The organism is Acinetobacter sp. GRABPA_MV_2, assembly GCF_056725885.1.
Window position 1 is genome coordinate 1 of the sequence record NZ_JBWZNA010000001.1, and the last position, 24,586, is coordinate 24,586.

General features: G+C 33.0%; 21 protein-coding genes. 14 read left to right on the top strand and 7 right to left on the bottom strand.

The genetic code is table 11. From position 1 onward, the window contains the following. The 8 genes from ACXM0J_RS00005 to ACXM0J_RS00040 form a co-directional block, all read left to right on the top strand. The coding region (locus tag ACXM0J_RS00005) for a BapA/Bap/LapF family large adhesin (RefSeq protein WP_479750130.1) at window positions 1-2,242 on the top strand (2,242 nt) is incomplete at its 5' end. A 114-nt stretch (window positions 2,243-2,356) separates the two neighbouring features. After that, window positions 2,357-4,015: a poly alpha-glucosyltransferase gene (locus ACXM0J_RS00010; protein WP_086266077.1), complete on the top strand. Its 1,659-nt coding sequence runs from the start codon at window positions 2,357-2,359 to the stop codon at window positions 4,013-4,015. Window positions 4,016-4,018: 3 nt separating this feature from the next. Further along, window positions 4,019-4,744 (top strand): CatB-related O-acetyltransferase, encoded by a 726-nt coding sequence (locus tag ACXM0J_RS00015; RefSeq protein ID WP_086266076.1) that lies wholly within the window; start codon window positions 4,019-4,021, stop codon window positions 4,742-4,744. Between the two features lie 3 nt (window positions 4,745-4,747). Further along, window positions 4,748-5,542 (top strand): serine hydrolase, encoded by a 795-nt coding sequence (locus ACXM0J_RS00020; RefSeq protein WP_086266075.1) that lies wholly within the window; start codon window positions 4,748-4,750, stop codon window positions 5,540-5,542. Then, window positions 5,542-6,591, top strand: a complete 1,050-nt coding sequence (locus tag ACXM0J_RS00025) for a YheC/YheD family protein (RefSeq protein WP_086266074.1) — start codon at window positions 5,542-5,544, stop codon at window positions 6,589-6,591. The genes ACXM0J_RS00020 and ACXM0J_RS00025 overlap by 1 nt, the downstream gene beginning before the upstream one ends. A 34-nt stretch (window positions 6,592-6,625) precedes the next feature. Next, complete coding sequence (locus ACXM0J_RS00030) at window positions 6,626-8,116, top strand: glycosyltransferase (protein WP_479750133.1); 1,491 nt, start codon at window positions 6,626-6,628, stop codon at window positions 8,114-8,116. Then, entirely contained in the window at window positions 8,070-9,059 is a 990-nt protein-coding gene (locus tag ACXM0J_RS00035; RefSeq protein WP_086266072.1) for a hypothetical protein, read from the top strand. The genes ACXM0J_RS00030 and ACXM0J_RS00035 overlap by 47 nt, the downstream gene beginning before the upstream one ends. A 463-nt stretch (window positions 9,060-9,522) precedes the next feature. Beyond that, window positions 9,523-9,930, top strand: coding sequence for a hypothetical protein (locus tag ACXM0J_RS00040; RefSeq protein WP_139841488.1), 408 nt, complete (start codon window positions 9,523-9,525; stop codon window positions 9,928-9,930). Between the two features lie 90 nt (window positions 9,931-10,020). Here ACXM0J_RS00040 and ACXM0J_RS00045 read toward each other — a convergent pair whose 3' ends face one another. Both ACXM0J_RS00045 and ACXM0J_RS00050 read right to left on the bottom strand, forming a co-directional pair. Continuing rightward, complete coding sequence (locus tag ACXM0J_RS00045) at window positions 10,021-10,395, bottom strand: hypothetical protein (RefSeq protein ID WP_086266070.1); 375 nt, start codon at window positions 10,393-10,395, stop codon at window positions 10,021-10,023. Between the two features lie 570 nt (window positions 10,396-10,965). Continuing rightward, on the bottom strand, window positions 10,966-11,553 hold the full coding sequence (locus ACXM0J_RS00050; protein ID WP_213034469.1) for a recombinase family protein: 588 nt from the start codon (window positions 11,551-11,553) through the stop codon (window positions 10,966-10,968). 821 nt (window positions 11,554-12,374) lie between these two features. Between ACXM0J_RS00050 and ACXM0J_RS00055 the strand changes: the two genes are divergently transcribed. Next, the gene (locus ACXM0J_RS00055) at window positions 12,375-12,959 is read left to right on the top strand and encodes a recombinase family protein (RefSeq protein ID WP_086266068.1); all 585 of its coding nucleotides are present in this window, start codon (window positions 12,375-12,377) and stop codon (window positions 12,957-12,959) included. Between the two features lie 629 nt (window positions 12,960-13,588). Here ACXM0J_RS00055 and ACXM0J_RS00060 read toward each other — a convergent pair. From ACXM0J_RS00060 to ACXM0J_RS00070, 3 genes are all read right to left on the bottom strand, one after another. Then, window positions 13,589-14,872, bottom strand: a complete 1,284-nt coding sequence (locus tag ACXM0J_RS00060; protein WP_016802591.1) for a ribonucleotide-diphosphate reductase subunit beta — start codon at window positions 14,870-14,872, stop codon at window positions 13,589-13,591. 138 nt (window positions 14,873-15,010) lie between these two features. Continuing rightward, on the bottom strand, window positions 15,011-15,145 hold the full coding sequence (locus tag ACXM0J_RS00065; RefSeq protein ID WP_002120013.1) for a hypothetical protein: 135 nt from the start codon (window positions 15,143-15,145) through the stop codon (window positions 15,011-15,013). 56 nt (window positions 15,146-15,201) lie between these two features. Continuing rightward, window positions 15,202-18,036: a ribonucleoside-diphosphate reductase subunit alpha gene (locus tag ACXM0J_RS00070; protein WP_086266066.1), complete on the bottom strand. Its 2,835-nt coding sequence runs from the start codon at window positions 18,034-18,036 to the stop codon at window positions 15,202-15,204. 353 nt (window positions 18,037-18,389) lie between these two features. On the opposite strand from ACXM0J_RS00070, the gene ACXM0J_RS00075 reads away from it, so the two are divergent. The 3 genes from ACXM0J_RS00075 to bfmS are packed head-to-tail and all read left to right on the top strand — an operon-like array spanning window position 18,390 to window position 20,967. Next, complete coding sequence (locus tag ACXM0J_RS00075; protein ID WP_031944149.1) at window positions 18,390-18,572, top strand: hypothetical protein; 183 nt, start codon at window positions 18,390-18,392, stop codon at window positions 18,570-18,572. Then, window positions 18,569-19,285, top strand: a complete 717-nt coding sequence (bfmR, locus tag ACXM0J_RS00080) for a response regulator transcription factor BfmR (RefSeq protein ID WP_000076440.1) — start codon at window positions 18,569-18,571, stop codon at window positions 19,283-19,285. Before ACXM0J_RS00075 ends, bfmR begins: the two co-directional genes overlap by 4 nt. A 32-nt stretch (window positions 19,286-19,317) precedes the next feature. Next, window positions 19,318-20,967: an ATP-binding protein gene (gene bfmS, locus ACXM0J_RS00085; protein ID WP_213034468.1), complete on the top strand. Its 1,650-nt coding sequence runs from the start codon at window positions 19,318-19,320 to the stop codon at window positions 20,965-20,967. Between the two features lie 21 nt (window positions 20,968-20,988). Here bfmS and ACXM0J_RS00090 read toward each other — a convergent pair whose 3' ends face one another. After that, window positions 20,989-21,342 carry a hypothetical protein gene (locus ACXM0J_RS00090; protein ID WP_002120022.1) on the bottom strand — a complete coding sequence of 118 codons (354 nt, stop codon included), beginning with the start codon at window positions 21,340-21,342 and terminating at the stop codon, window positions 20,989-20,991. 92 nt (window positions 21,343-21,434) lie between these two features. Next, a complete protein-coding gene (locus tag ACXM0J_RS00095) occupies window positions 21,435-22,853 on the bottom strand; it encodes a GGDEF domain-containing protein (protein WP_139841487.1) in 1,419 nt (472 codons plus the stop codon). A gap of 425 nt (window positions 22,854-23,278) precedes the next feature. Between ACXM0J_RS00095 and ndhC the strand changes: the two genes are divergently transcribed. Together ndhC and ACXM0J_RS00105 are read left to right on the top strand one after the other, a co-directional pair. Next, on the top strand, window positions 23,279-23,830 hold the full coding sequence (gene ndhC, locus ACXM0J_RS00100) for an NADH-quinone oxidoreductase subunit A (protein WP_002120061.1): 552 nt from the start codon (window positions 23,279-23,281) through the stop codon (window positions 23,828-23,830). A 6-nt stretch (window positions 23,831-23,836) separates the two neighbouring features. Beyond that, the gene (locus ACXM0J_RS00105; RefSeq protein WP_002120034.1) at window positions 23,837-24,514 is read left to right on the top strand and encodes a NuoB/complex I 20 kDa subunit family protein; all 678 of its coding nucleotides are present in this window, start codon (window positions 23,837-23,839) and stop codon (window positions 24,512-24,514) included. Window positions 24,515-24,586 lie beyond the last annotated feature (72 nt).

Sequence of the window (24,586 nt, forward strand, 5' to 3'; positions counted from 1 at the left end):
GGATTCTGACAGCGACTCTGATTCTGACAGCGATTCTGATAGCGACAGCGATTCGGATTCTGACAGCGACTCTGATTCTGACAGCGACTCGGATTCAGACAGTGACTCTGATTCGGACAGTGACTCTGATTCAGACAGCGACTCTGATTCTGACAGCGACTCGGATTCGGATAGCGACAGCGACTCTGATCTAGTTGCGAATGATGACTTGGCAACGCTTGATGCCAATATCGATCCAACCACAAGCCCAGTACCTACACAATCTAAGACGTCTGTAGTTCTACCTTCTTATGATGGTTTGATTCTAGACTGGACATGGGCTTCGAATAATGCGTTGCAAGTAGAAGTTCCTCAAGGAACATTGCAAGATTTCAATATAGATATCAGTGGATTATATGCTGGTGTGGGTGTTGTTAGTTTAGGCCTCGATGTTCTTCGTCTAAATGAAAACACAGGAGAATATGAGCTTTATGAGCATATTCCAAATGCTGGAACTGCTTTTGCAGCACTTGTAGGATTCTATACTGGCGGTACCACAATTAATGACTTACCTGAAGGTCAATATGCCATTGTCATGACAAATGACCAAGGGCTTAACTTTACAGGTTTAGGCTTCCCAACTTTAACTATTCCATCAGGTGGTGTAGCAACTGATTATGGTGAGGTTGTGGTAAGTGGTAATGTCATTGTTCCTGAAGGTCCAGGGGATGTAGCAGATGTCGATCCTGAAGGTCAGCCACTAGTCGTTACACAAGTAATTTCTGAGACTGGTAATACATTAACATTGGATCAATCTGTTAATGATTTCCAAAAAATAGAAGGTGCTTATGGTGACCTCTATATTGATAAGGATGGGAATTATGAATACATTCGAAATCCGGAAATTCCTAACTCAGTAGGTAAAGTCGATACGTTTACTTATACAATTCAAGATGTTGATGGAAATACAGCGACAGCTAATCTCAACATTCGAATTGATAGTTCTCAAGTAGACATTAATTGGCCAACGGATCCTACTTTAGACGGTACAGTTGACTTAGTTGCTACTAATGACAGCAATGGCGCTCAAGTAGATTACACAAACTTTGTTGAAACAAAATCGGCAGATCTTGGTTCAATGACTGCTTCGGTTACTCGTAGTGGTAGCTTATTTGGTGGTTATACTTATACGCGTGTTTCTGGAACCGATACTTCGGATGTTGTTACCGTAGATCCAAATGCTTCTGCTGTACTATCTATTAAAGTAACTACAACTGATTCATCGGGTGCTAATAACGATACCTTCGGTTATAGCGTACAAAAATTTGTAAGCGGTAGCTGGCAAACTGTATATGTGTCACCAACTACGACTTACAGTCATCCATTCTTGGGTGGTTCGAATGCTACAATCATTGATAGTAGTTATTCAATACCAGCGGATAGTGTGGCGACTCAATGGCGTGTTGTATATACAAGTACAGAAAGTAATGAATCATTCCTTATTAATGGTACTAATAGCACAACAGTACAAACCTCAGTTCAACCAACATTGACACATTATGATGTATTTACTGCTTCTGGAGAATTTACTCCAGCAACTGGTAACATAATTACAGATGATAGTGGCAATGGCACTGATGTAACAGGTGGTGTAGGTACTAAATTATTTGTAGAAAATGCAGCGGGTGTATTTGTTGAAGCTACTGGTCAAACTTTAGTTTACAGTAATGGAACATTAAGCATTGCCGCAAACGGCACATATACATTTACTCCAAATGCCACAGCGGACGGAAGTCAAACTACAAGTTTCAATTATAAACTTATAGCTGCGAATGGTGATGAAAGTAATGTTGCTACATTAACAATTAATTTGGGTAGACATTATGAAACTGGTACTGGAAATGATTTAATTTCTGGTACATCAGGAAGTGATGTTTATACAACTGGTACTGGTGCAGATACAGTTATATTTAAACTTCTTAATGCCACAGATCCTACAGGTGGAAACGGTTCAGACACTTGGAGTGATTTTAATAAAGCAGAAGGAGATAAAATCGATATAAGTAGTTTATTATCGGGTCAATCTGTTAATAATGCAAATATCGGTCAATATGTAACTGCTACACAAGTAGGTAGTGATACAGTAATTAGTATAGATAGAGATGGAAGTGGAACTTCTTATAATTCTACAGAAATATTAACTCTTAAAAATACTAATACTACGATTGATGAGTTATTGCAAAATAGTCAAATATTATTTTAATTTGATTGTTTGAATAAAAGAGGATCTGCGGGTCCTCTTTTTATTTTATTTAAATAATTTTTAAATTAAATGTGATATGTTATAATGAGTTAAAAGATTTTTTGAAGTGATAATATGGAAATTAATACATATAGTAAATTTGAGGAATTCAAAGAAAAATTAAAAAGCTGGTTGCTAATCCAATTAAAAAATCATTCTGAATATGAAAATGGTTTATGTGTTTTTTTATCTATTGGTAGTGATAAAAAACGATGTGAAGTATGGAACACTTTTGATAAAAATTTTAATACAGTATTAAAAAGAACATATTCATTTTTGGATAAGTTATATTCTAAAAATAGAGAAATACCTAAGTTTTTTAAAATAGATATTGCATGTAATATTAGCGAAGAGAGCTGGAGTGAAGTTAATTTTAATGTTTTAAATCAAGATCATAATAATCATTACAGGAAAGGGGTTAGCTTTGATGATAAATTCCACATATGTTTTTTAGAGCAAGAGATATATGGCAAAGCTATTATAAAAGGCATTTCATATGATAAACCTAATTTTTTTGATGAAAAAAATCTTAATGATGCAATAAAAGTTAAATATAAAAATATTACTAAAGTGTTTAAACTAGATGATATAAAAAAAGTATGGGTTTTTAATACAGTATCTGCTTTTTATGAGAATGGAAATTTTATTAATTTGCAGAGTGGTGGTCCAACAAATGGAATAAGATATAAATCTGATGATATTAAGGTTGAGGTTAGAGACCTTATAATTAAAAATGCAGAGTTTTTATATAACCAAATTATGGATGATGGGCGATTTGTTTATGGTTATTTTCCAGCTTATGATAGAGAAATTAAAAGTTATAATACGGTCAGACATTGTACATCTCTATATGCATTATTAGAAACATTGGAAGTAGATTTTAATAAGAAATATTTAGATAAAATTGAAAAATCTATGGAGTATGCTTTCGAAAAATTTTATAAAATTGTAGAAGAAAAAGGATTTATGATTGATGGGGAAAAAGATTTAGAAATAAAATTAGGGTCAAATGCAACTACAATATTTATGCTTGCTAAATATCAAGAAATAACTGGTAAGGATAAGTATCTCAAATATGCTGAAATGCTGGCAAAAGGGATACAATATATGATTGATGAAAATGGACAAACTAGTCATATTTTAAATTACCCATCATTAACTGTAAAAGAAAAATTCAGAATTGTATATTATGATGGTGAAGCTGCATTAGGGCTTTTACGCTTATATCAAATTAATAAAAACAAAGATTTATTAAATACTGTTAAGCTAATGTTTGATAACTTTATTATAAAAAAATATGATAAATATCATGATCATTGGCTAAGTTATTGTACAAATGAATTAACAAAAATATGTCCCGAAGAAAAATACTTTAGATTTGGAATGAATAATTATCTCAATCATATGAGTTTTATTAAAAATAGAAAAACTGCTTATGCAACTTTTTTAGAAATGATGATGTCGGCATATAAAATGGTTTTATATATGCGAGATAATGGTTATGAAGAATTATTTAATGAGGCAAAGTTTGATGAGTTAAAGGAGTTAATTAAATATAGAGTTGAGTTCCAACGTTCTACAGGATTTTTTTATCCTGAATTAGCAATGTATATGGCTAGGCCAGATAAAATTAAAAATGCATTCTTTGTTAGACATGATCGTTTTAGAGCACGAATAGATGATCAAGAGCATAATTTATCGGGGTTAGTAGCTTTTTATAACTATTTTGAGTGACATATGAAAAGACAATATATAGAGCTAAAAGAAACTATGAGTAAAAATAATATATTTTTTACTCGTAATGGTAACGTAAGGTTTCTTGACAAAGATTACATTAATTTTCTCGAAAAAGTAGAAATTGAACCTTTTTGTGCATTTTTAGTTGGTAACAATATTTGGAGTATGGGAGCATTTTCTTATAGTTGGTCTCTATTGCCAATTACTACTAACGTAGGTCGGTATTGTTCAATAGCAGAGGGAGTGAGAGTACTTGGGTTAAGGCATCCTCACGAATGGCTTACAACTTCAGCAACAACATACGATCGAAATTTTATAATTTATCAAAAATATTTAGAAATTAATAAGATGGATCAAAATGCCCGAAGATTACCCAATAATCCTGAACTAAAAACACTAAATATTGGACATGATGTTTGGATAGGGGCAAGGGCATTGTTAAAGCCAACTATAAGCATTGGAAATGGTGCTGTAATTGCAGCAAATTCTGTAGTTACAAAGGATGTACCACCATATGCTATTGTGGGAGGGAATCCTGCAAAAATTATAAAATATAGATTTGATGAAGATACTATTAATCAACTATTAAAATCAGCTTGGTGGGAATATAGTTTTTCAGATATTCAAAGACTAGAAATAGATAATATTCAAAATTTTTTGATTGAATTTGATTTGCAAAAAAGTAATTTTAAAAAATTAAAATTAGAAAAGTTAATAGTGGAGTAAAATATGAACACTATTATAAACTTAGATGCTAGAGTAACAGGATTAACCGAATTTAATTCAATAATGAAAAAGATTGAGAGAATTTCGGCTAAATCATTATCAATCTTTATCATTGATAATGAACATAGTATTGAAGTATATTCTAAGAATACAAATGTAAAAATTGTACCTGGTTCAGTTGTAAAATTATTAACATTATTTTTAGTATTTGATTTAAATATTTCTTTAAGAGAAATTGTAAGAGTTAAAGAAAATAATTTAATAGTAGGAAGTGGTTATAATTTACAGGGAAATGATCTTATAACAATCAATGACTTACTTAAAAATATGATATTTAAATCAAGTAACACGAGTGCTGAAGTATTAAAGGAAGTAATTGAAGAAAAAACAAAGATACCATATGAAGAACATGCAAAAAAAATAATAAATAAATTGGGCATGACACTTACAAATATTGTAAATTCGCATGGCTTATATGAAAGAAAACAATATACAACTGTGGATGACTTATTAAAACTAGTTATTAATATGTTAGAAAATAAAAAAATAGAAACTTTCTTATTTTATAGTCATCAGAGTATCATTATTCAGAGAAATAAAAATTATGTCAATATTGATTTTGATTCCAATGAAAAAATATTTATTAAAACAGGAACACTTTTTCCAAATGTTTTTAATAGTGTACAGATAATAAAGATACGCAATAACTATCTTATTGCTTGTCTAGGGTATTCACAAAATGATCACCGCAGATCGATTGATCAAGAAATGATTAATGATTTAATTGGAGTAATATAATGTCTATATTTGGAATTTTAAAACCAGCAAAAAATTTAACTGATGTAGAAGAAATCTTCATTATTGTGGCTCAGAGCCGTGGGCATGAAGCATATGTGTTTACAGCAAAAGATGTATGTTTTGAAACTGAAAAGGTGTTAGGAAAGACTATATTAAATGGAAAAGTTTTAGAAAAAGAATTTAACTTTCCAAATGTAATTCAAAATAGACTTGCGGTTAAGGCTGAAGATAAAGAAATATATTTAAAATTAGCAGAAAAAATTCCATTTACATCAAATAGAATTGGAACAAAAAAGAATGTTGATCTAAAACTTAAAAAAATTGAAGATATTAATGAATTTTTGATAAGTGTTGAGGACTGTAAAGAATTTGAGGATCTTACGGATGCAATTCAAAAATATAAAAAAGTTATATTAAAGCCCTTATCAAGTAATCAGGGGAAAGGAATTTTTTCTGTCGAATTTTTCGATAAAAAATATATTGTAAAACAGTTGGATAAGAGAAATGAGTTTAATAAAAATGAACTCAGAAATTTTTTTGATAAAGATATTAAGAATAAAGGCTATTCACTAAGTAAATATTTCAATAGTTCTACGAATAATGCACTTAATACAGTTTTCCGGATGCAGATTAGTAGAGGGGCTGGTGGTAAATGGAAATTAATAAAATTTTTTCCCTATGTAAATATCAACAAAAATATTGATATTACAAATGGTATGCAAGGAGCATTAATCACAACGCGTGAAAAATTGTTTTTAGAGCAATATTATCCCAATTCATTTGATAAAATTAATAAAAGTATAAAGAAAATTTTTGAAAAGTTTCCACTAGCTTTTCAAAAGCAATATGCCTGGCGTTTAGACTCGTTAGGTTTAGATTTAGGTATCGATCAAGAAGGGAACATTGCTATATTTGAAGTCAATGCAGGGCCAGGAATAGGATTTATGGCTTATCCTGTAGCAAAAGCTCAGGTTGATTATTATGAATGGTTGCAAGAAAATGCAAAACCACCTTTCAAGAATAACTTTTTGCCTATCAACTTAAGATAAGAGAATTATAATGTTAAATGGAAAGGGTATATATATGCTTTATCCTGCAATTAAGCAGGAAAAAAATGGTCTATTAATTGCACTAATTAAAAGAGCAGATTTATTTAGTAGAAATGGGGTTAAGGTAAATATATGTACTCTTTCTTACAATCCTATGATTAATATGCTTTATAAGGATTTGTATCTAAGTGGTCTGTTGGATTTAGAAGTAAATAAAAATATTAATTTTTTAAATATATATTCTTATTATCAAAAAAATGAATTTTTAGTTGGTTTTGAGTCTAAAGAGAATTATCAATTTAGCATCGAAGAAGAAAATATTGAAAAAGATAATTTAGGAAATGTTAAGGTCCTTGATAATAAAAATAAACTCTGTAAATATTATGTCAAAAATAAGCAAGGACTTTTAAGTCATATAAATATTTTTGAATCTGGACAAATAGTTAAAAGATTGAAATTTAATGAAAAGGGGATTTTGAGCTCATCACAAGTCTTAGATAGCAACAGGTTAGTTATCACAGAGGACTTCTATGACACTAACAATCATCTTGTTCTATCAAGAAATTATAATAAGGAAGGTAAGATAGTTAGTTTATATTTATATGGAGAGGAAGGTATAATTTCAAGAAAGTTTAGTTCGGAAATTGAACTTTTTGAATATACTTTATCTAAAATTAATGTTAATGAACACAAGTTCTATATTATTGATAGAGCTATAGTTTTTGCAAAAAATATACTATTGAATAAAAAAGAAAATTCCACTGTAATTGGAGTTATTCATGCTGCACATTATTCAAAAGCTAGAGAAAAGTATTCAAGAACTAATGCACATTATAATAGTTATATTGAGAACTTAGAGAAAATAGATCATCTCATATTTTTAACAGAGAAACAAAAAAATGATTTCAGCGAGAGATTTGGTTCCTACCATAACTATACTGTTATCCCCCATTTTTATAAAAATACTAAAGCTGAAGATATTTTAACTTCACGACAGAAGTATCAATGTGTATGTCTAGCAAGGTTTGATAAAGTAAAACGATTAGATCTACTTATAGAATTATTTGGTGAAATTCATAGAAAAATTCCTGAAGCAACCCTAGATATTTATGGTTTTGGACCTGAAAAGGAAAACTTAATAAAAGCTATAGAAAATAATAAGTTGGTAGGTGTAGTACGCCTACGTGATTTCATTTCCGATGTAAATTCCGTACTCAAAAATGCAGATCTAATGTTATTTACTAGCGGATCTGAAGGATTTTGTATGGCTATATTAGATTCTTTAAAAAATGGTTGTCCCGTAATTTCTTTTGATATTGATTATGGTCCGAGTGAAATGATTATTGATGACTATAATGGTTATTTGATTGAAGATAATGATACAGAAAAATTTATTAACACTACTATTGAATTATTGAATAATAGAGAAAAAATAAGTTTATTCCATAAAAACTGTGCTAAATCTGTATGGAGATTCAATGATGAAAATAATTTTAAGTTATGGAAAAATATTATATTTAAATAATATTTTAAAGATTATTTTCTTTTTATGGGTCTCATTAATTAGCTTGGCTTGTTTGGCAGCGGACAAAAAAAATATGACGATCAGTGAAGAAAAAAAATATTATAAATCTGGAAAAATTAGGGTAATCTATAGTCTGAATGAGATAGAGCAGACAGATATCAATAAAAATAATATTCCAGATTATGTAGAAAATATTGCAATTCAAGCTAATGCAACTATAGATGCATTGGACTATTTAGGTTTTGCTAATCCTCTTAATAGCCCTCGATATAAATCTGAAGTAAATTATATTGATATTCATGTGGTTAGCATAAGGTATAATGGTATTGCTTACGATAGGCCTTATCTAGCTAGTTTTGATGGGATAAAAAAAGAAAAAGCATTATTGATCAAATTAAACAGTAGATTAAAAAACTTTCCAGGAAATTACTGGACCGTTGTTGCTCATGAGATATTTCATCTTTATCAATATGGGTATAGTCCATTAAAACCAAGTTGGTATCTTGAAGGTATGGCAAATTGGTCGGAAAGATTATTAAGAAAAGATGATATTGATAAAAAGGGTAGAGTTCTTTTACCAATTAATATCAGTAGCTTACAAAATAATATTTACAAAATACCTTACAATAAGCTGTGGTATAGGTTAGCTTTTTTGTCTAATAAAATGAATGATAGTCAATTAAATTTGCCAGATAGTATAAAGAAACGTAAATATATTGATGGTACTTTGGTTTTTAAAGATAATTCGTTCTCTGGCTATATATTTATGCGAAGTTTTTTATTAAATTTATCATTGGTAGCAAATGATAAAAAACTTTTACTTCCGTTAAATAGGTATGATAACTTTTATAATTCTTCAATAATTATTAAATGTCTTAAAAAAACAATAATAGAATCTGGCATAAAACTAAATTCCGATGAGAAAGATTTTTTAAATTTATAATTTTTTAATGAAGTTTTAAAAAATTATTATTTTAATTATAGACATAGATTGCACGTATTTAAAACATGTATTTAAAACATTTTTAAAATTATTGTTTTATAACTACCTGTAAAATAACAACATTTTTGAGAAAAAGTAAAGTGCTTTGAATTTATTTAATTTATAATTGATAGTTACTGGTTCTCATGTAAATATGATCTTGAGGGTACTAATTATATAAATATCCTCGTATTTCAGGTTTAAGTGATATTCACTAAGTCCACAACCTTTTAGGATGTGGACTCTTCTTAATTAATAAGGAAGTTAAAATTAGATTGATTTTTTTTAAAATTAAGAGAGTAAAGTTAAATTTCACTTAAACATATTTTGGTAAGATGTCTATTGTTAATAATCCTAATTTCATAATTTAAAATGGATTTTATAAAAATAGATTTTTAAATATTTAATATGAGGATTAAAATTAGTGAAGAAATTAATTCTAACTCAAATCGTATTTTCCTTAACAATGATTTTAGCTGGGTGCGTAAATCAACCATATGGACATCAATCAGTTTATTCACCAGCTTCTATTAATACTATCGCTAGTCATAAATTGTATTTGATAGCAGAAAAATCAGGCCATCCAAGCTTAGGTACGGGAGAGGTCACATCAGATAAGGCTTCCCAATACGCAAGTAATCATAAGAAGACAGTGATTTGTGATAAACATCATTACTATGCTGCGAGTAATGTTAGTAGCGATGTGAAACAGACAAAGATTACTTTAGTAAGTGGTGAGGAGATTAATGTCTCTAAATCATGTTGGGTAGAAGATTCAAACCCACAAAATTCAATTTATGTTTCTAAATCATCTGTTAGTCATGGTTTTTGATAATTAATTACATCGTGGAGATTAAGCCTTAATTGTTTAGTCTCCTTCTAGTCTATTCAAATAATTTTAAGAAATTTCAATTTAAAAAGATTAATCATTTAAATTAAAGTAATTAATTGAAGTGATACCTTGAAAATAATTTCTATATAATTCTATATTGAGATCTATCAAATTATTTCTTTCAATTTCTATTAAGTAGACTGTATTATTATTTACTTCGTTTTGGCTTAAAATGTATTCTATTATTGTACATATTTCTATTTTTTTATCTAAATTTAATTTTACTATACAAACGAAGAAACCTATTTCTTTCATTTTTTTTGCATAGAAAGTAGCATAAGTTCTTGTATTTTTTATTAAACCTGTATCAAAAATAATAATTGTTGGGAAAGGTCCAGTTCCTTTAGGAATATAAATCTCACCTGTCGCAGAGTTTATTGAAGAATTCCGAAAAATATCATTCATATCAAAGATTTATCTTATTTTAAAATAAATAAATTTTCATAATAATGCTTGAAAAACATTAAACTATTTTATTAAAAAACTGAAATTTATAAATCTTAAATGGTTAAGTTAACATTTGAAATATATTAATACTATCAAGATATTGTTGAAAGTTAATTTATTTCATTTCATTGGAAACAACTTTACTTTGTAAATATAATTTAATCAATAGCTGATGCATAGAAATTATATTTTTATATAAAATGTTTTTTATAACTAATTGAAAGTAAATTGTTTTTAGGTTTATAAGATTAATTAATCCTAGTTTAATTGAGAAAAGTAATGATGATAAAAGATATTTTTAAAATTATATGGTAAAGGTAACTGAATATAGAGCTACTCTAAATCATATAAATTAAATTTTAAGCATAACAAGTATTATTGATATATGTATATATATCAATAATTTATTGATTTGGATTTAATGTTTCATATCGTATAGAGATTCAACTCTTATTAATAAAATGTATGTCATTACCATTCCCTTTTATATTATTTCATATGTATTTAATAGGTTTGAAATTTAAATAATTACAATACATTACTCTTTGAAGCATTGTTTAAAATTCTTTGAATTACAGTTCTTGTAACTGAAAATTCTTTAGCGAGTGAATATACGCTATAACCCTTTTTGAACAATTCGATAACTCTAATTTTTTGTTCATTATTTAATATTTCTGGTCTACCAACTTTTCTTGCAAGTTTTTGATCTTTTGGTTTTTTATTATCAGCCTTAAATAATTTCTCAAATTCAGCTGACAGCTTTAAAAAATGCAGAAAGAAAATTTTTAAGTCACCATTAATTTCATTTTTTGAGTAATCCAAGCATATTAGTCGGATTTTTTTTTGATCAATTTTATCCACTATACTTAAAATTTCTTCAAAACTACTACCTAAGCAATCCATGCTTTTTATCACCAAAGTATCGCCTTCTTCTAATGAATAACTTATAAGATTAAGAAATTTATCTCTATAAATAATAGATTTATCAACAGATACTTCTTCTACTACTAATCTATTCTTTTGAATCTTATAACCATACTCACTAAAAAAGCAGATATATCTAGAAAATTCAAATTGCAAATTAGGCTCTATTCTAACATAGGCATATGTACGCATATTAAAAGCACCAAAATTAAACAAAAACAAAACAAATCTTAGCATCTTATTTTTTTAAAAAAAACATGAACTAAATCACAAAAGTGTACTATACAGTGTTTAAAACATAATATTTAAATACATGCTTAAATCTATATAGGTTATTAGATTTTTTTATCACATTTATTATATTAGTTAATAATTTTATTAGTTCTATGATGTTTGTTTTTTTCATTTCTAATAATCTCCTTGCTTAATTATTTATGAATTTAATATAAATCTAATATTAAAATCTAGTTTTATTTTTTAATTAAATTAATTTAATGATAAATAGCTTAATAAAATATTTTTGAGTTAATCTAGTAATTATCATTGTTTCTATTATATGTCTGATTTTAAATGAATTTTGTTTGTTGTTATTTGGTTTTTAATTGTGTTTAATTTTAATAAAAATAAAATACATAGTTTTAAAACTATTTGATTTGTTGGTTTGTAAATGATCTAAATTATAATTTTAAATCTTTTTATATTTTATAAACATTTTTAAGAAAATTAATATTTTGTTATATTCGCAATTTGTTTGATATTAAATCTGTTGATTTTAAAAATAAAATATTTTTCAATTAAGTTTTAAAAATATATAATATTTTACTATATTATATATTTTTAACTTTTGGCGGATGTGGATTTTTAAAATTATGGAAATATAAAAGTATTTACATTACTATAAAATTAATAAACTAATTATATAACAAACAATAAGTGAAGAGCTAAAAAGTATATTTTGATTTGAATTTACTTTATAGATACTCTTCGTATCACTCTAAGGAATAGGAGGGGGTATGCGTATTTATGCCTATATACGAATAAATTCTAGTATTGAAAATATTGAAGAAGAGAAAGAATCTTTTATTTCTATATTAAATAGCTTTAACTATAAAATTCATCCTAATAGAATTATTTTTGAATTAGTATCAGTAGATAAAACTATTACTGCGCGAACTATTTTTCTTAATTTAATTAACTATTCTTTAGAAGAAGATGATTTTTTAATAGTTAAAGGTATTGATTGCTTGGGTAGTAGTTTTACAGAGATATTATCATCTATTAAACTAATTGAAAGAAAGAAGATTAAATTAATTATATTAGATTATTTTAATTGTGAATTTAAAGATGATATTAAAAATAATTTTATACACTTTATAGAAATTTGCATTAAATTTGAAAAACTTTTTTTAACTAATGGTGTTGGACAAAGAAAATCAAGTTTATCAAGAAAAGGAGGTAGACCTGAAAAATTGACGAACGATCAAAAACAGGATGTTATTAATAAATTTAAGAAAGGTTTTAGTGTGTATTCGTTAGCTAAGGACCTTGCTGTCTCAAGGACTGTGATACAAAGAATAATTGAAAAATCTGACAATTAAGATATGAATAAATTTTCTGTTAATGAGTATTAAATAGTGTTTTAAACTTTTATTTAATACTTATTAAATTAATATTTTAATTTTAAAGTTAAATTCATATTGATATTTTAATATTCCTATTGATATTGTTGTATAGACCTTTAGCTATATCTTAACTTATTAGAAGTAATATTTATTAACTTAAGGTTTTTTATATAATTTTGGTAGCTCGAAATATGGATATGAGTATTGATTTAATCAAATGGAAGTGTTCAATATGTAAAGGGTTTATATTGGTTGATCATTCGAAAATACAAAAAGAGGATTTAGTACAATTTGTATTTAGACGCATAAATAAGAATGATTCTTTTTATTTTATTTATAAAGTTGGTTTAGTTGTTGATCGAAAAGAAAAATTATTGATCATCAAATATAAGAATAGACTATATAAGGTTTTCGAAAAAGATACTTATCCTGCAAGAGCGCCAACTCACCTTATCTATAATATGTTTTGGGTATGTACCTGTTAATTTTCATATTTTGATTTTGATATCTTTTATTTGGAATAAATCTTTGATTTGCTAATTATCTATATATTCAATAAAAAAGCCACTCTAGTAGAGCGGCTTTTTGAGTCTGACAAATCGAACTTACCAGCTTAACGCACCACCAGTTTGGTAGTCAGTTACGCGAGTTTCGAAGAAGTTCTTCTCTTTACGTAAGTCCATCATCTCAGACATCCACGCAAATGGATTCGTTACACCAGCAAATTGCTCTGGTAAACCTAACTGAGATAAACGACGGTTACAGATGAATTTCAAGTATTCTTCCATCATGCTTGCGTTCATACCCAATACACCGCGTGGCATCGTGTCACGTGCATATTCGATTTCAAGCATTGTACCTTCAACAATCATTTGAACCACTTCTTGTTGGAACTCAGCAGTCCAAAGGTGAGGGTTCTCAATCTTGATTTGGTTAATCATGTCGATACCAAAGTTCAAGTGCATAGATTCATCACGCAAGATGTATTGGAATTGCTCAGCAACACCGTTCATCTTGTTACGACGACCCATACTCAAAATTTGAGTAAAGCCACAGTAGAAGAAGATCCCTTCAAGTACACAGTAGAATGCGATCAAGTTACGAAGTAAGCGTTGGTCGTTTTCAGGCGTGCCTGTGTGGAAATTAGGATCAGTTAAAGATTGAGTATATTTCAAGCCCCAAGCTGCTTTACGTGCAACCGATGGAACTTCACGGTACATGTTGAAGACTTCGCCTTCGTCCATACCTAAAGATTCGATACAGTATTGGTAAGCGTGAGTGTGAATTGCTTCTTCAAACGCTTGACGCAAGATGTACTGACGGCATTCAGGGTTAGTAATATGACGGTAAATCGCCAATACCAAGTTGTTTGCAACCAAAGAGTCTGCGGTCGAGAAGAAACCTAAAGAACGCATAACAATAGTACGCTCATCTTCAGTTAAGCCATTTTCAGACTTCCAAAGCGCGATGTCATGGTTCATATTAACTTCTTGAGGCATCCAGTGGTTTGCACACCCGTCAAGATATTTCTGCCAAGCCCATTCATATTTAAATGGTACAAGTTGGTTCAAGTCCGCACGACAGTTAATCATTGCTTTGTCGTCAACTTGAACACGTTGAGCACCCATTTCTAGCTCTTCAAGGCCAGGGGCAACGTCTAAGTGTTCTAAGGCTTGAGCGGCTCTAGCCACTGTATCGGAGGCAACTGTTGGTCGCACGGAATGGGTTCCAGCGGATTGTGGAGCTGCCACGCTCGGCGATGATGGCTGCGCAGTAGATACATTCTGCGCGTCAGTCGTTTTTTCCGTGTTGACGGGCGTAGACTTGAGTTCAGGTGCAGCCGGTTTTTGCGAATCATCTTCAAAATCGTCCCAACTAAGGATAGACATTTTTGTTCTCTCTTCGTTGTATATATCTATATTTGACATCTCTTAAACGAAGATGTCCCTACTATACGCTTTTAATGTGTAAACAAAATTAAGTTTTATTGATGCATGACCAAATTTTGGGCCTTTGGTCTCTACTCACTACAACTTATTTTGTTTACGCTGTTGCTTACGTATTGTGATAAATGCGTAAACCATCGGCATATAAAAGAAAATAAAGGCAAAGATTAAAACTCCAACACCAAGCATATAGTTATGGCTGAGATGAGAAAGCATAATCTTTACCTCTTTTAAGATTGCTCTTTAGTGAAAAAGAGCAATCTTATTGAATGTTATTGGCAAGCTTCACAATCAGGGTTGTCGATTGAACAAGCCATTGGTACAGGAGCTGCTTGAGTAAAGCCTTCTTCTTCAACCGCTGCTTCTGGTTTCTTCGCTTCTACAACAGGGGCAGCAACCGCCGCTGCTTCAACAGTCGCAGGTTTAACTGCATTTAAAGCACCTGTGTTGATTGTAGATTTTTCAGCAGAAGTTGCACCTAAAGCTCGGAGGTAATAAGTCGTCTTAAGACCACGTAACCATGCCATCTTGTAAGTGATGTCAAGTTTCTTACCATTCGCACCAGAGATGTAAAGGTTAAGCGACTGAGCTTGATCAATCCATTTTTGACGGCGTGATGCAGCATCAACGATCCAACGTGTATCTACTTCAAACGCAGTAGCAAAGATTGCTTTTAATTCTTCAGGAATACGAGCAATTTTTTGTACTGAACCTTCAAAGTGTTTAAGGTCGTTAACCATTACTGTGTCCCAAAGACCACGATCTTTTAATGCACGAACGAGGTATGGGTTAATAACAGTGAACTCACCAGACAAGTTGGATTTCACATATAAGTTTTGGAATGTTGGCTCAATAGACTGAGAAACACCACAAATGTTAGAGATGGTTGCAGTTGGAGCAATCGCCATCACGTTTGAGTTACGCATACCGTCTTTTTGAACTTTGGCACGTAAAGTGTCCCAGTCTAAACGTTGAGTACGGTCAACTTCGAACATGCGCTCTGGACGAGATTTCGCAACAATTTCTAAAGAGTCGATTGGAAGGATACCTTGATCCCACAATGAACCTTTAAATGTTGAGTAAGCACCACGTTCAACAGCCAAGTTGCTTGAAGTTTCAATCGCGTAGTAGCTAATTACTTCCATTGATTCATCTGCAAAATCAACAGCAGCGTCTGAACCGTAAGCAATACCCATTTCATATAGAGCATCTTGGAAGCCCATGATACCCATACCCACAGGGCGGTGTTTCAAGTTCGAGTTTTTCGCTTGTGGTACAGCGTAATAGTTAATGTCGATAACGTTATCGAGCATACGTACTGCTGTTTTAATAGTGCGAGCTAACTTCTCACGGTCTAACACACCACCTTGAACGTGTTGTACAAGGTTGATCGAACCTAAGTTACATACTGCAATTTCGTCTTGATTTGTGTTCAAGGTAATTTCAGTACATAGGTTAGATGAGTGAACTACACCAACGTGTTGTTGTGGTGAACGTAAGTTACATACATCTTTGAATGTGATCCACGGGTGACCAGTTTCAAACAACATAGAAAGCATTTTGCGCCATAAGTCTTTAGCACGTACTTTCTTGTGTAGCATGTTAGTTTCTTTCGCTACAGACTCATAGTAAGCATAACGCTCAGCAAATTCAGCACCAGTTAAGTCGTGCAAGTCTGGAGTTTCAGAAGGGGTAAATAATGTCCATTCACCATCTTCAAATACACGTTGCATAAACAAGTCTGGAACCCAGTTCGCAGTGTTCATGTCGTGAGTACGGCGACGGTCATCACCTGTGTTTTTACGAAGCTCTAAGAACTCTTCGATATCTAAGTGCCAAGTTTCTAGGTATGCACACACAGCACCTTTACGCTTACCACCTTGGTTTACTGCAACAGCTGTATCGTTCGCAACTTTCAAGAATGGAACAACACCCTGAGACTTGCCGTTAGTACCTTTAATATAAGAGTTCAAGGCACGCACAGGAGTCCAGTCATTACCTAAACCACCAGCCCATTTAGAAAGCATCGCGTTGTCACGCATTGCGCCATAAATGTCATAAAGGTCATCGCCAATCGTTGTTAAGTAACAACTTGAAAGCTGTGGACGTAATGTACCTGAGTTAAACAGGGTAGGCGTAGAAGCCATGTAGTCGAAGCTAGACAATAAGTTATAGAACTCAATTGCACGCTCTTCTTTATCTTGCTCATTGAGTGCAAGACCCATCGACACACGCATAAAGAATAATTGTGGTAATTCGAAGCGAACGCCGTTTGAGTGAATGAAGTAACGGTCAAATAAAGTCTGTAAGCCTAAATAGGTAAACTGATTAGAACGTTCTGGCTGAATTGCTGCTGATAATTTTTCTAAGTCGAAGTCAAGCAAGTCAGGTGAAAGCAAATCAAGCTCAACACCTTTTTTCAAGAATGCTTCAAGTGCATTGTTTTCAGGTGTGTCTGTTGATAAACCTAAGAATGCTAAACCTGTACCTACTAACTCGTTACAAAGCAAACGTGCAGTCACATAAGTGTAGTTAGGTTCTTGTTCAATACGGGTACGTGTTGCCATCATCATTGTAGTGGCAATATCACTTTCTTTTACGCCGTTATATAAGTTTTTAACGGTTTCATCCACAATGGCTTGAACGTCAATACCTTCCAAACCTTCAGCTGCTTTAGAAACAGTTGCTTGCAATGCACTTAAATCAAGTGGCTGAAGCTGACCATTTGCGTCAGTAACTTGTAAAGTAGGGTGGTGGTTTGAGTTCGTTTGCTGACGAGCGCTAGCACGTTGTTCACGGTAAATCACATAAGCGCGGGCAACTTTTTGTTCCCCAGTACGCATTAAAGCAAGTTCTACTTGATCTTGAATTTCTTCAATATGGATCGTACCGCCCGATGGTAAACGGCGAGTGAAAGTATTTAATACCATTTCCGTCAACTGGGTAATACGGTCATGAATACGGCTAGAATCCGAACTCTGTTGACCTTCCACAGCAAGAAAAGCTTTACCAATCGCAACTGAAATTTTCTCTGCATCAAATGCAGCAACATCTCCAGTGCGCTTAATCACCTGAATTTGACCGGGAGTCGAAGTAATTACGCTCATGCCAGCATAGCTCCATTGTCACTTTTGTTATGTTTATAGACCGTTTGAACCGAGCAAAAAACATGCCACGATATTTGAGGGATAAACACAAGACTTAGTAGTTAAAGTTTATTTTCAACACAAGATACGGGATTTTTCATAGCAGATCAATCTTGACTTTTTAGTAATTTTTTATCTGTATGATTTGATGGGAGATAGCATAGCAAAGCTGTTAAAAAACGCTTATAGATAACTTTGTGGATAACTCAAAAAACAAACACTTAAATAAATTTAAACTAAACAGAGAAATAATTTGTTTAATATTCATACATTGGAAATATGAATAGAATATGAAATTTAATAACAATAAATAAATCTTAAAAACACGTGAAAATTCAAAGGCTAATAAAATGCAACAAAATACGATGGTCATGTATCAGTTTGGTGAACGCCTACTTGTTTACAATGTAAACGTGTGTATATTGCAAATGATAAACGAATGTATCTGCAAGATTTTTAAGATGCATGAAACGAGATTTATAGGGGCAATGATATGAGCCAAGAAGAAAAGTTACCAAAGATTCTGATCGTTGAAGATGATGAGCGCTTAGCGCGATTAACTCAAGAATATTTAATTCGCAACGGTTTGGAAGTTGGTGTAGAAACTGATGGTAACCGTGCAATTCGTCGTATTATTAGTGAACAACCAGATCTAGTGGTTTTGGATGTCATGTTGCCGGGTGCCGATGGCTTAACAGTTTGCCGTGAAGTTCGTCCACATTACCATCAACCGATTCTGATGTTGACTGCACGTACAGAAGACATGGATCAGGTACTTGGTTTGGAAATGGGCGCAGATGACTATGTTGCTAAACCAGTTCAACCACGTGTTCTTTTGGCGCGTATCCGTGCACTATTACGTCGCACAGATAAAACTGTAGAAGATGAAGTCGCTCAACGTATCGAGTTCGATGACCTTGTAATTGATAATGGAGGTCGTTCTGTAACGCTAAATGGTGAACTTGTTGACTTCACTAGCGCAGAATATGACCTATTATGGTTGCTTGCATCAAATGCTGGTCGTATCTTATCGCGTGAAGATATCTTCGAACGTTTACGTGGTATCGAATACGATGGTCAGGACCGTTCAATCGACGTCCGTATTTCACGTATTCGTCCAAAAATTGGTGATGATCCTGAAAATCCAAAACGTATTAAAACAGTACGTAGTAAAGGTTACTTGTTCGTTAAAGAAACCAATGGGTTATAAGATCGGAATAAACTTCCTATAAGGTTGGTCGAGTGTTTAAACACAGTATATTCCTGCGAATATATGCGGGACTGGTAATTCTTGTTGTTTTGGTTGCTGTCTTTGGTTATTTGCTTGTACAAATTATCAATTATCAACGGGCACAAGAATACCGAGAATCTTTAACTGATGGTATCTCTTATGTCATTAGTGAGGGAGTCGCTCGACAACCGGGGAAACAACAGAAAATAGACTGGGTTTCAGATGCATCGGATTTATTGGAACTTCCAATTTACTATACTGATGCAAGCAAGGTTGAGTTATCTCGTACCGAGAAAAAACGAATCGAAGCTCAAAAATCTGTTGTACGTTACGATGCCAGTAATAGTATTGCGTATATCATTATTGGCTTGCGTGACGACCCTCAGCACTTTTTATCTATAAAAGTCGACAAAATTAGTGAGCGCCAAATGAAGGCTCTCCCTATTTTTGTACTTGATTATCTGATGTTTTATCCGGGACAAGAACAAGAATATCTTGCCAAGATTCAAAAGCATTTTTCATACCCAATTAATATCTACAATATTCAAGACATTAATCTGGACTCTGAACAAATTGGTCGGTTACGCCAAGACCAAAGCGTCATGTTGTACAAAGACAGTGCAACAGTCCGCGGTACAACCATTTCAATCGTCTCTCCAATTCCGAATCAGCCTACACGGGTTCTCGTGCTTGGACCGGTTCCGATGTTTAACTGGATGCCTTTGCAGCTTTCAGCAGGGATTACCTTATTTAGCTTATTTTTGCTGAGTCTAGGTGTCTATGGGTTGATCTTGCCACTTGAGCGTAAGATTCGCCAAGTACGTTATGCATTAAACCGTATGAAGTCTGGTGATTTGTCATTGCGTGTTCCTATTGAAGGAAGTGACGAAATGGCAAACTTGGCATCAAGTTATAACAATATGTCTGATCATATTCAGCGCTTAATCGAGGCTCAGCGTGAGTTAATGAGAGCAGTATCTCATGAGCTTAGAACGCCTGTTGCCCGTATTCGCTTTGGTACAGAAATGTTGGCGGAAGAAGATGACTACAATCATCGTATGCATCAGGTCGATATGATTGATAAAGATATTGAAGCACTCAATACTTTAATTGATGAAATCATGACTTATGCAAAACTAGAGCAGGGTACACCTTCACTAGATTTTGATGAAATTACTTTATTTGATGTATTGGATCAGGTTGCGGTCGAAACCGAAGCTTTAAAAACGCAAAAAGAAATTGAACTGGTTGCTCCTCCACTTTATGTAAAAGTAGATGCTGAGCGTCGTTATTTACATCGTGTTGTTCAAAACTTAGTGGGTAACGCGGTTCGTTATTGCGATAATAAAGTTCGGATTACCGGTGGTATCCACAGTGATGGCATGGCCTTTGTTTGTGTTGAAGATGATGGCGCAGGTATTCCTGAACAAGACCGTAAAAGAGTATTTGAAGCTTTTGCCCGTCTAGACGATAGCCGTACGCGTGCGTCGGGTGGTTATGGTTTAGGGTTGTCTATCGTAAGCCGTATTGCCTATTGGTTTGGTGGTGAAATTAAAGTGGATGAAAGCCCAACCTTGGGTGGCGCTCGTTTTATTATGACATGGCCAGCAAAACGCTTTAAACAGCCTCCTTTAAAAGCCAATAAAAAAGCACCTTCATAAGGTGCTTTTTTATTAATCTACTTATAGTTGGGTTGCATCTGGTTCCAAAATAGGTTTTCCGCTTCTTAAGCTGGTTAACGCATCGGAATTAAAATCGATCAGTAACGAATTGTTTTTTGCATCAATCTGGTATTTTTGAATAAGAGGTTGATCTCCATTAAGCGTTTCTATTTTATATTCATCTGCAATATGCAAAATACCTTCTAGGTTTGTTGTCGTTGACGCAAAATCCTGTCTAAATATTTCATAGACATCCCGCAAGTCAAAAATTGCATTGTTGGCATCTGGATGTTTGTGAATATAGCTTTCTATATGTCGCACCAGTAATTGTGCAAACAAGTAGTAGTTTGGTTTATGCGTATATTCTAGAGTCATGCATTTTTCTCCTTATTATCTGTTATTAGCATACATGGCAAAACACAGGTTATTGTATAAAATTCATTACACTAGATGATGAAATGAAAAAGTTATAAAGATATAAACACTCGATTACGTCCTTGGCGTTTTGCTTGATATAAAGCATCATCTGCTTCTTTAAATAAATTTTCAATCGCTCGATGGGACGATGGGGAATATAAGCTTATGCCAATACTCACCTGTATGAAAATTGGTAATTTTCCATAAATATAAATCGGTTGCTGACTAATTTTAATTCGAATTTGTTCAGCCAGTTCAAATGCACTTTCTTTAGTGGTATCTGCAATAAAAATGGCAAACTCTTCACCTCCAAAGCGGCCTAATAAATCGTGGGGATGCAAAATATTTTGAATCGTGGTGACACAAGTTTGTAGAGCCCGATCACCGATTTGATGGCCATAGTTGTCATTAACTTGTTTAAAGTGGTCGACATCAAGCATGAAAAAAGCTGAGGTCTTATTTTCTTTTTGTACTTTTTCTTGAAGTAATCTGACTGACTGTAAAAACTGGCGTCGAGTCAGACTTGAAGTTAGTTCATCATGTGCAATGGCATGTTGAAGCTTTTGAATTAACTCTGAATGCAAAACACTAATGCTAGAAACCGTAAGTGGGGCAATCGTCATCATAATTAACCCAATACGGATTGAGATCGTATTGCTGAGATATTCGTTTGGATAAAGCAAAAGGTAATGTCCAGAGACATGATAAATAATATAAGCACTGGTGAGGCTTGTAATGAGTGCAACAATAATAGGTTTGTAGCGAATAGCACACCAGATCAGCGCTGCAATCGGGTAGAGGAGCGAACCCGGACCAGAGTCATAATAGCTAGCAGCAATCGAAATAAGCACGGCTCCAAAAGGTAAAAGGTCGCTTGGTTGTAGGCCACGATTTCTTGAAAAGTAATGTTTAACCTGATTATATTGAGGGATGTTCAATATGATAGGTAAAAGAAGTAAGGCATTTTGCAGTTCTGAAGTGAACCAGTAACCAAACTCATCCAACAAGCCACCAATCATAAATTTAGTATTAAACATAGGCACGAAAGTTGCTGCAAACAATGCACCTACTACGCTACCTATTCCGCATAGTCCAAATAAAAAAAGGTAGGAATAACCGCGATAGGCTGCCTTAATATGTTGATTAAAAAACATATAGAGCGCAAACGTAGTAACAACATAAAGAAAGTTTGATGTTGTTAAAATAAGTGTGAGAGCAAAGGGGGTGCCCTGAAATAAGTCAGCAATCACATATCCTATATAGGCACCTAAAAATGCGCTTGGTCGGCGTGTGATTGGAAAACGAATAAGCAATCCGAGCAAAACCGAATTGGCAGGCCAAAAGAATGCAAGAAAACTTAAAGGGCGAGATGCAATGCCAATGAAACAACATGTCGCAATAATGAAGCTAAATAGGAGAAAAATTTTTAAAAAGGAGAGAAGTGAAAATTCACGAAGTGAGTATGGCATCAGCTGCCCTTAATGATAAATACTCTTATCCAAGAGTAATAAAATATTATGCATGATTAAACATTCATCATAATTCAGAGGAGAAGCTGAATACAATAAAAAACAAACTAATATTATAAAAAAGTAAGTTATAAAAAGTTAATAAGCGCTTCAACTGTGTAAATATTCTAAAATTAAAAAATGAAAAAAATCATCATAAATAAAGAAACAATTAAATAAACCGATTATGTGCTGTGAAACCCCCCTTACAACACATAGAAGAATAGTTTTGTCTAGAAAATCATCCGAAAGACTAAGACGCTTCAACTAGCATGGGAAATTAGAAATCAGGTACAATTGGCGGGATTAATTTTGTGTTTGGTGTATTTGAAGGCCAATACATACATTCTTTGTTAAATAATAGGCCTGCCAGGAGTTATCCCCGCATGAGTGCCATTACTCCATACGACTGGGCGATTATCGCCTTCGTGATCGGCGTTACATTTCTTTGCGTCTTTATGCTCACAGTTCCCTTACTCCTCGGGGGGAAATCGTGGGGACGTGCTAAGCAAGAGCAGTTTGAATCAGGTGTCGTGAGTGCTGGTGGCGCTCGCATTCGCCTGTCTGCAAAGTTCTATTTAGTTGCAATTTTCTTTGTTGTCTTCGACTTAGAGGCACTTTACCTCTATGCATGGTCTACTTCTGTGCGTGAAGTAGGGTGGTTGGGATATACCACTGTGGTGATCTTTGTCGTTGATTTATTGATTGCGCTTGTTTATGCCTTCTCTGTAGGTGCTTTAAGTTGGTCACCAGCAGATCGCCGTAAATCAGCAGGTGAAGCGGTTAAAATCGGTTCACCAACAATGAACATTGCTGAAATTACACGCTTTAATTCTATTGAAGAGCTCGTAACTGACCCTACAGGCCAGATTCCAGCTCAATCATCAGGTCGTGTTAAGTCAAAAACTACACCTGCATTGTCATCTGAAAAGGAGTAAGTCGGGATGAAATATACTCTGACCCGCGCGAATCCGGATGCTGATCAATACCCATTGCAAGAACGTCAAATTGTGACGGATCCGCTTGAAGAGGAAGTGAATAAAAACGTATTCATGACTCGTTTAGAGGATGTCTTGCATACAGCAGTAAACTGGGGACGTAAAAACTCTTTGTGGCCATTTAACTTTGGTACCTCATGTTGTTACGTCGAATATGCAACGACCTTAACAGGTGTGCATGACTTGTCACGTTTCGGTGCAGAGGTTATCCGTGCTTCACCTCGTCAGGCTGACTTGATGATTGTTGCAGGTACATGTTTCGTAAAAATGGCACCAGTTATTCAGCGTCTGTATGAACAGATGTTAGAGCCTAAATGGGTCATCTCGATGGGTGCTTGTGCAAACTCTGGAGGTATGTACGACATCTATTCAGTAGTACAAGGTGTAGACAAAATTATTCCTGTTGACGTGTACGTCCCAGGTTGTCCGCCTCGTCCTGAAGCATTAATTCAAGCTTTAATGCTTTTACAAGACCAGATTCAATTAGAGCGACGCCCGCTTTCTGCCGTGATCGGTGATGATCTTCAGCCAGTGTATAAGCCAAAGATGATGCCAGAACGTGATCGTAAGAATGCAGAGCGTATTGCCGTTAAAAACTTACGCTCTATGGATGAGATTAAATAATTTTTTGACGGTGTTTTGACATATCTAACTGATATGTTCATCGAGAAAATTGACAGAATTTGTATTAAATAG

What these genes read in the sequence shown, in the direction of transcription:
- ACXM0J_RS00010 (WP_086266077.1), top strand. Translation starts at nt 2,357, where the DNA reads ATGGAAATTAATACATATAGTAAATTTGAGGAATTCAAAGAAAAATTA.
- ACXM0J_RS00015 (WP_086266076.1), top strand. Translation starts at nt 4,019, where the DNA reads ATGAAAAGACAATATATAGAGCTAAAAGAAACTATGAGTAAAAATAAT.
- ACXM0J_RS00020 (WP_086266075.1), top strand. Translation starts at nt 4,748, where the DNA reads ATGAACACTATTATAAACTTAGATGCTAGAGTAACAGGATTAACCGAA.
- ACXM0J_RS00025 (WP_086266074.1), top strand. Translation starts at nt 5,542, where the DNA reads ATGTCTATATTTGGAATTTTAAAACCAGCAAAAAATTTAACTGATGTA.
- ACXM0J_RS00030 (WP_479750133.1), top strand. Translation starts at nt 6,626, where the DNA reads ATGCTTTATCCTGCAATTAAGCAGGAAAAAAATGGTCTATTAATTGCA.
- ACXM0J_RS00035 (WP_086266072.1), top strand. Translation starts at nt 8,070, where the DNA reads ATGATGAAAATAATTTTAAGTTATGGAAAAATATTATATTTAAATAAT.
- ACXM0J_RS00045 (WP_086266070.1), bottom strand. Translation starts at nt 10,395, where the DNA reads ATGAATGATATTTTTCGGAATTCTTCAATAAACTCTGCGACAGGTGAG.
- ACXM0J_RS00050 (WP_213034469.1), bottom strand. Translation starts at nt 11,553, where the DNA reads ATGCGTACATATGCCTATGTTAGAATAGAGCCTAATTTGCAATTTGAA.
- ACXM0J_RS00055 (WP_086266068.1), top strand. Translation starts at nt 12,375, where the DNA reads ATGCGTATTTATGCCTATATACGAATAAATTCTAGTATTGAAAATATT.
- ACXM0J_RS00060 (WP_016802591.1), bottom strand. Translation starts at nt 14,872, where the DNA reads ATGTCTATCCTTAGTTGGGACGATTTTGAAGATGATTCGCAAAAACCG.
- ACXM0J_RS00065 (WP_002120013.1), bottom strand. Translation starts at nt 15,145, where the DNA reads ATGCTTTCTCATCTCAGCCATAACTATATGCTTGGTGTTGGAGTTTTA.
- ACXM0J_RS00070 (WP_086266066.1), bottom strand. Translation starts at nt 18,036, where the DNA reads ATGAGCGTAATTACTTCGACTCCCGGTCAAATTCAGGTGATTAAGCGC.
- bfmR (WP_000076440.1), top strand. Translation starts at nt 18,569, where the DNA reads ATGAGCCAAGAAGAAAAGTTACCAAAGATTCTGATCGTTGAAGATGAT.
- ACXM0J_RS00090 (WP_002120022.1), bottom strand. Translation starts at nt 21,342, where the DNA reads ATGACTCTAGAATATACGCATAAACCAAACTACTACTTGTTTGCACAA.
- ACXM0J_RS00095 (WP_139841487.1), bottom strand. Translation starts at nt 22,853, where the DNA reads ATGCCATACTCACTTCGTGAATTTTCACTTCTCTCCTTTTTAAAAATT.
- ndhC (WP_002120061.1), top strand. Translation starts at nt 23,279, where the DNA reads ATGAGTGCCATTACTCCATACGACTGGGCGATTATCGCCTTCGTGATC.
- ACXM0J_RS00105 (WP_002120034.1), top strand. Translation starts at nt 23,837, where the DNA reads ATGAAATATACTCTGACCCGCGCGAATCCGGATGCTGATCAATACCCA.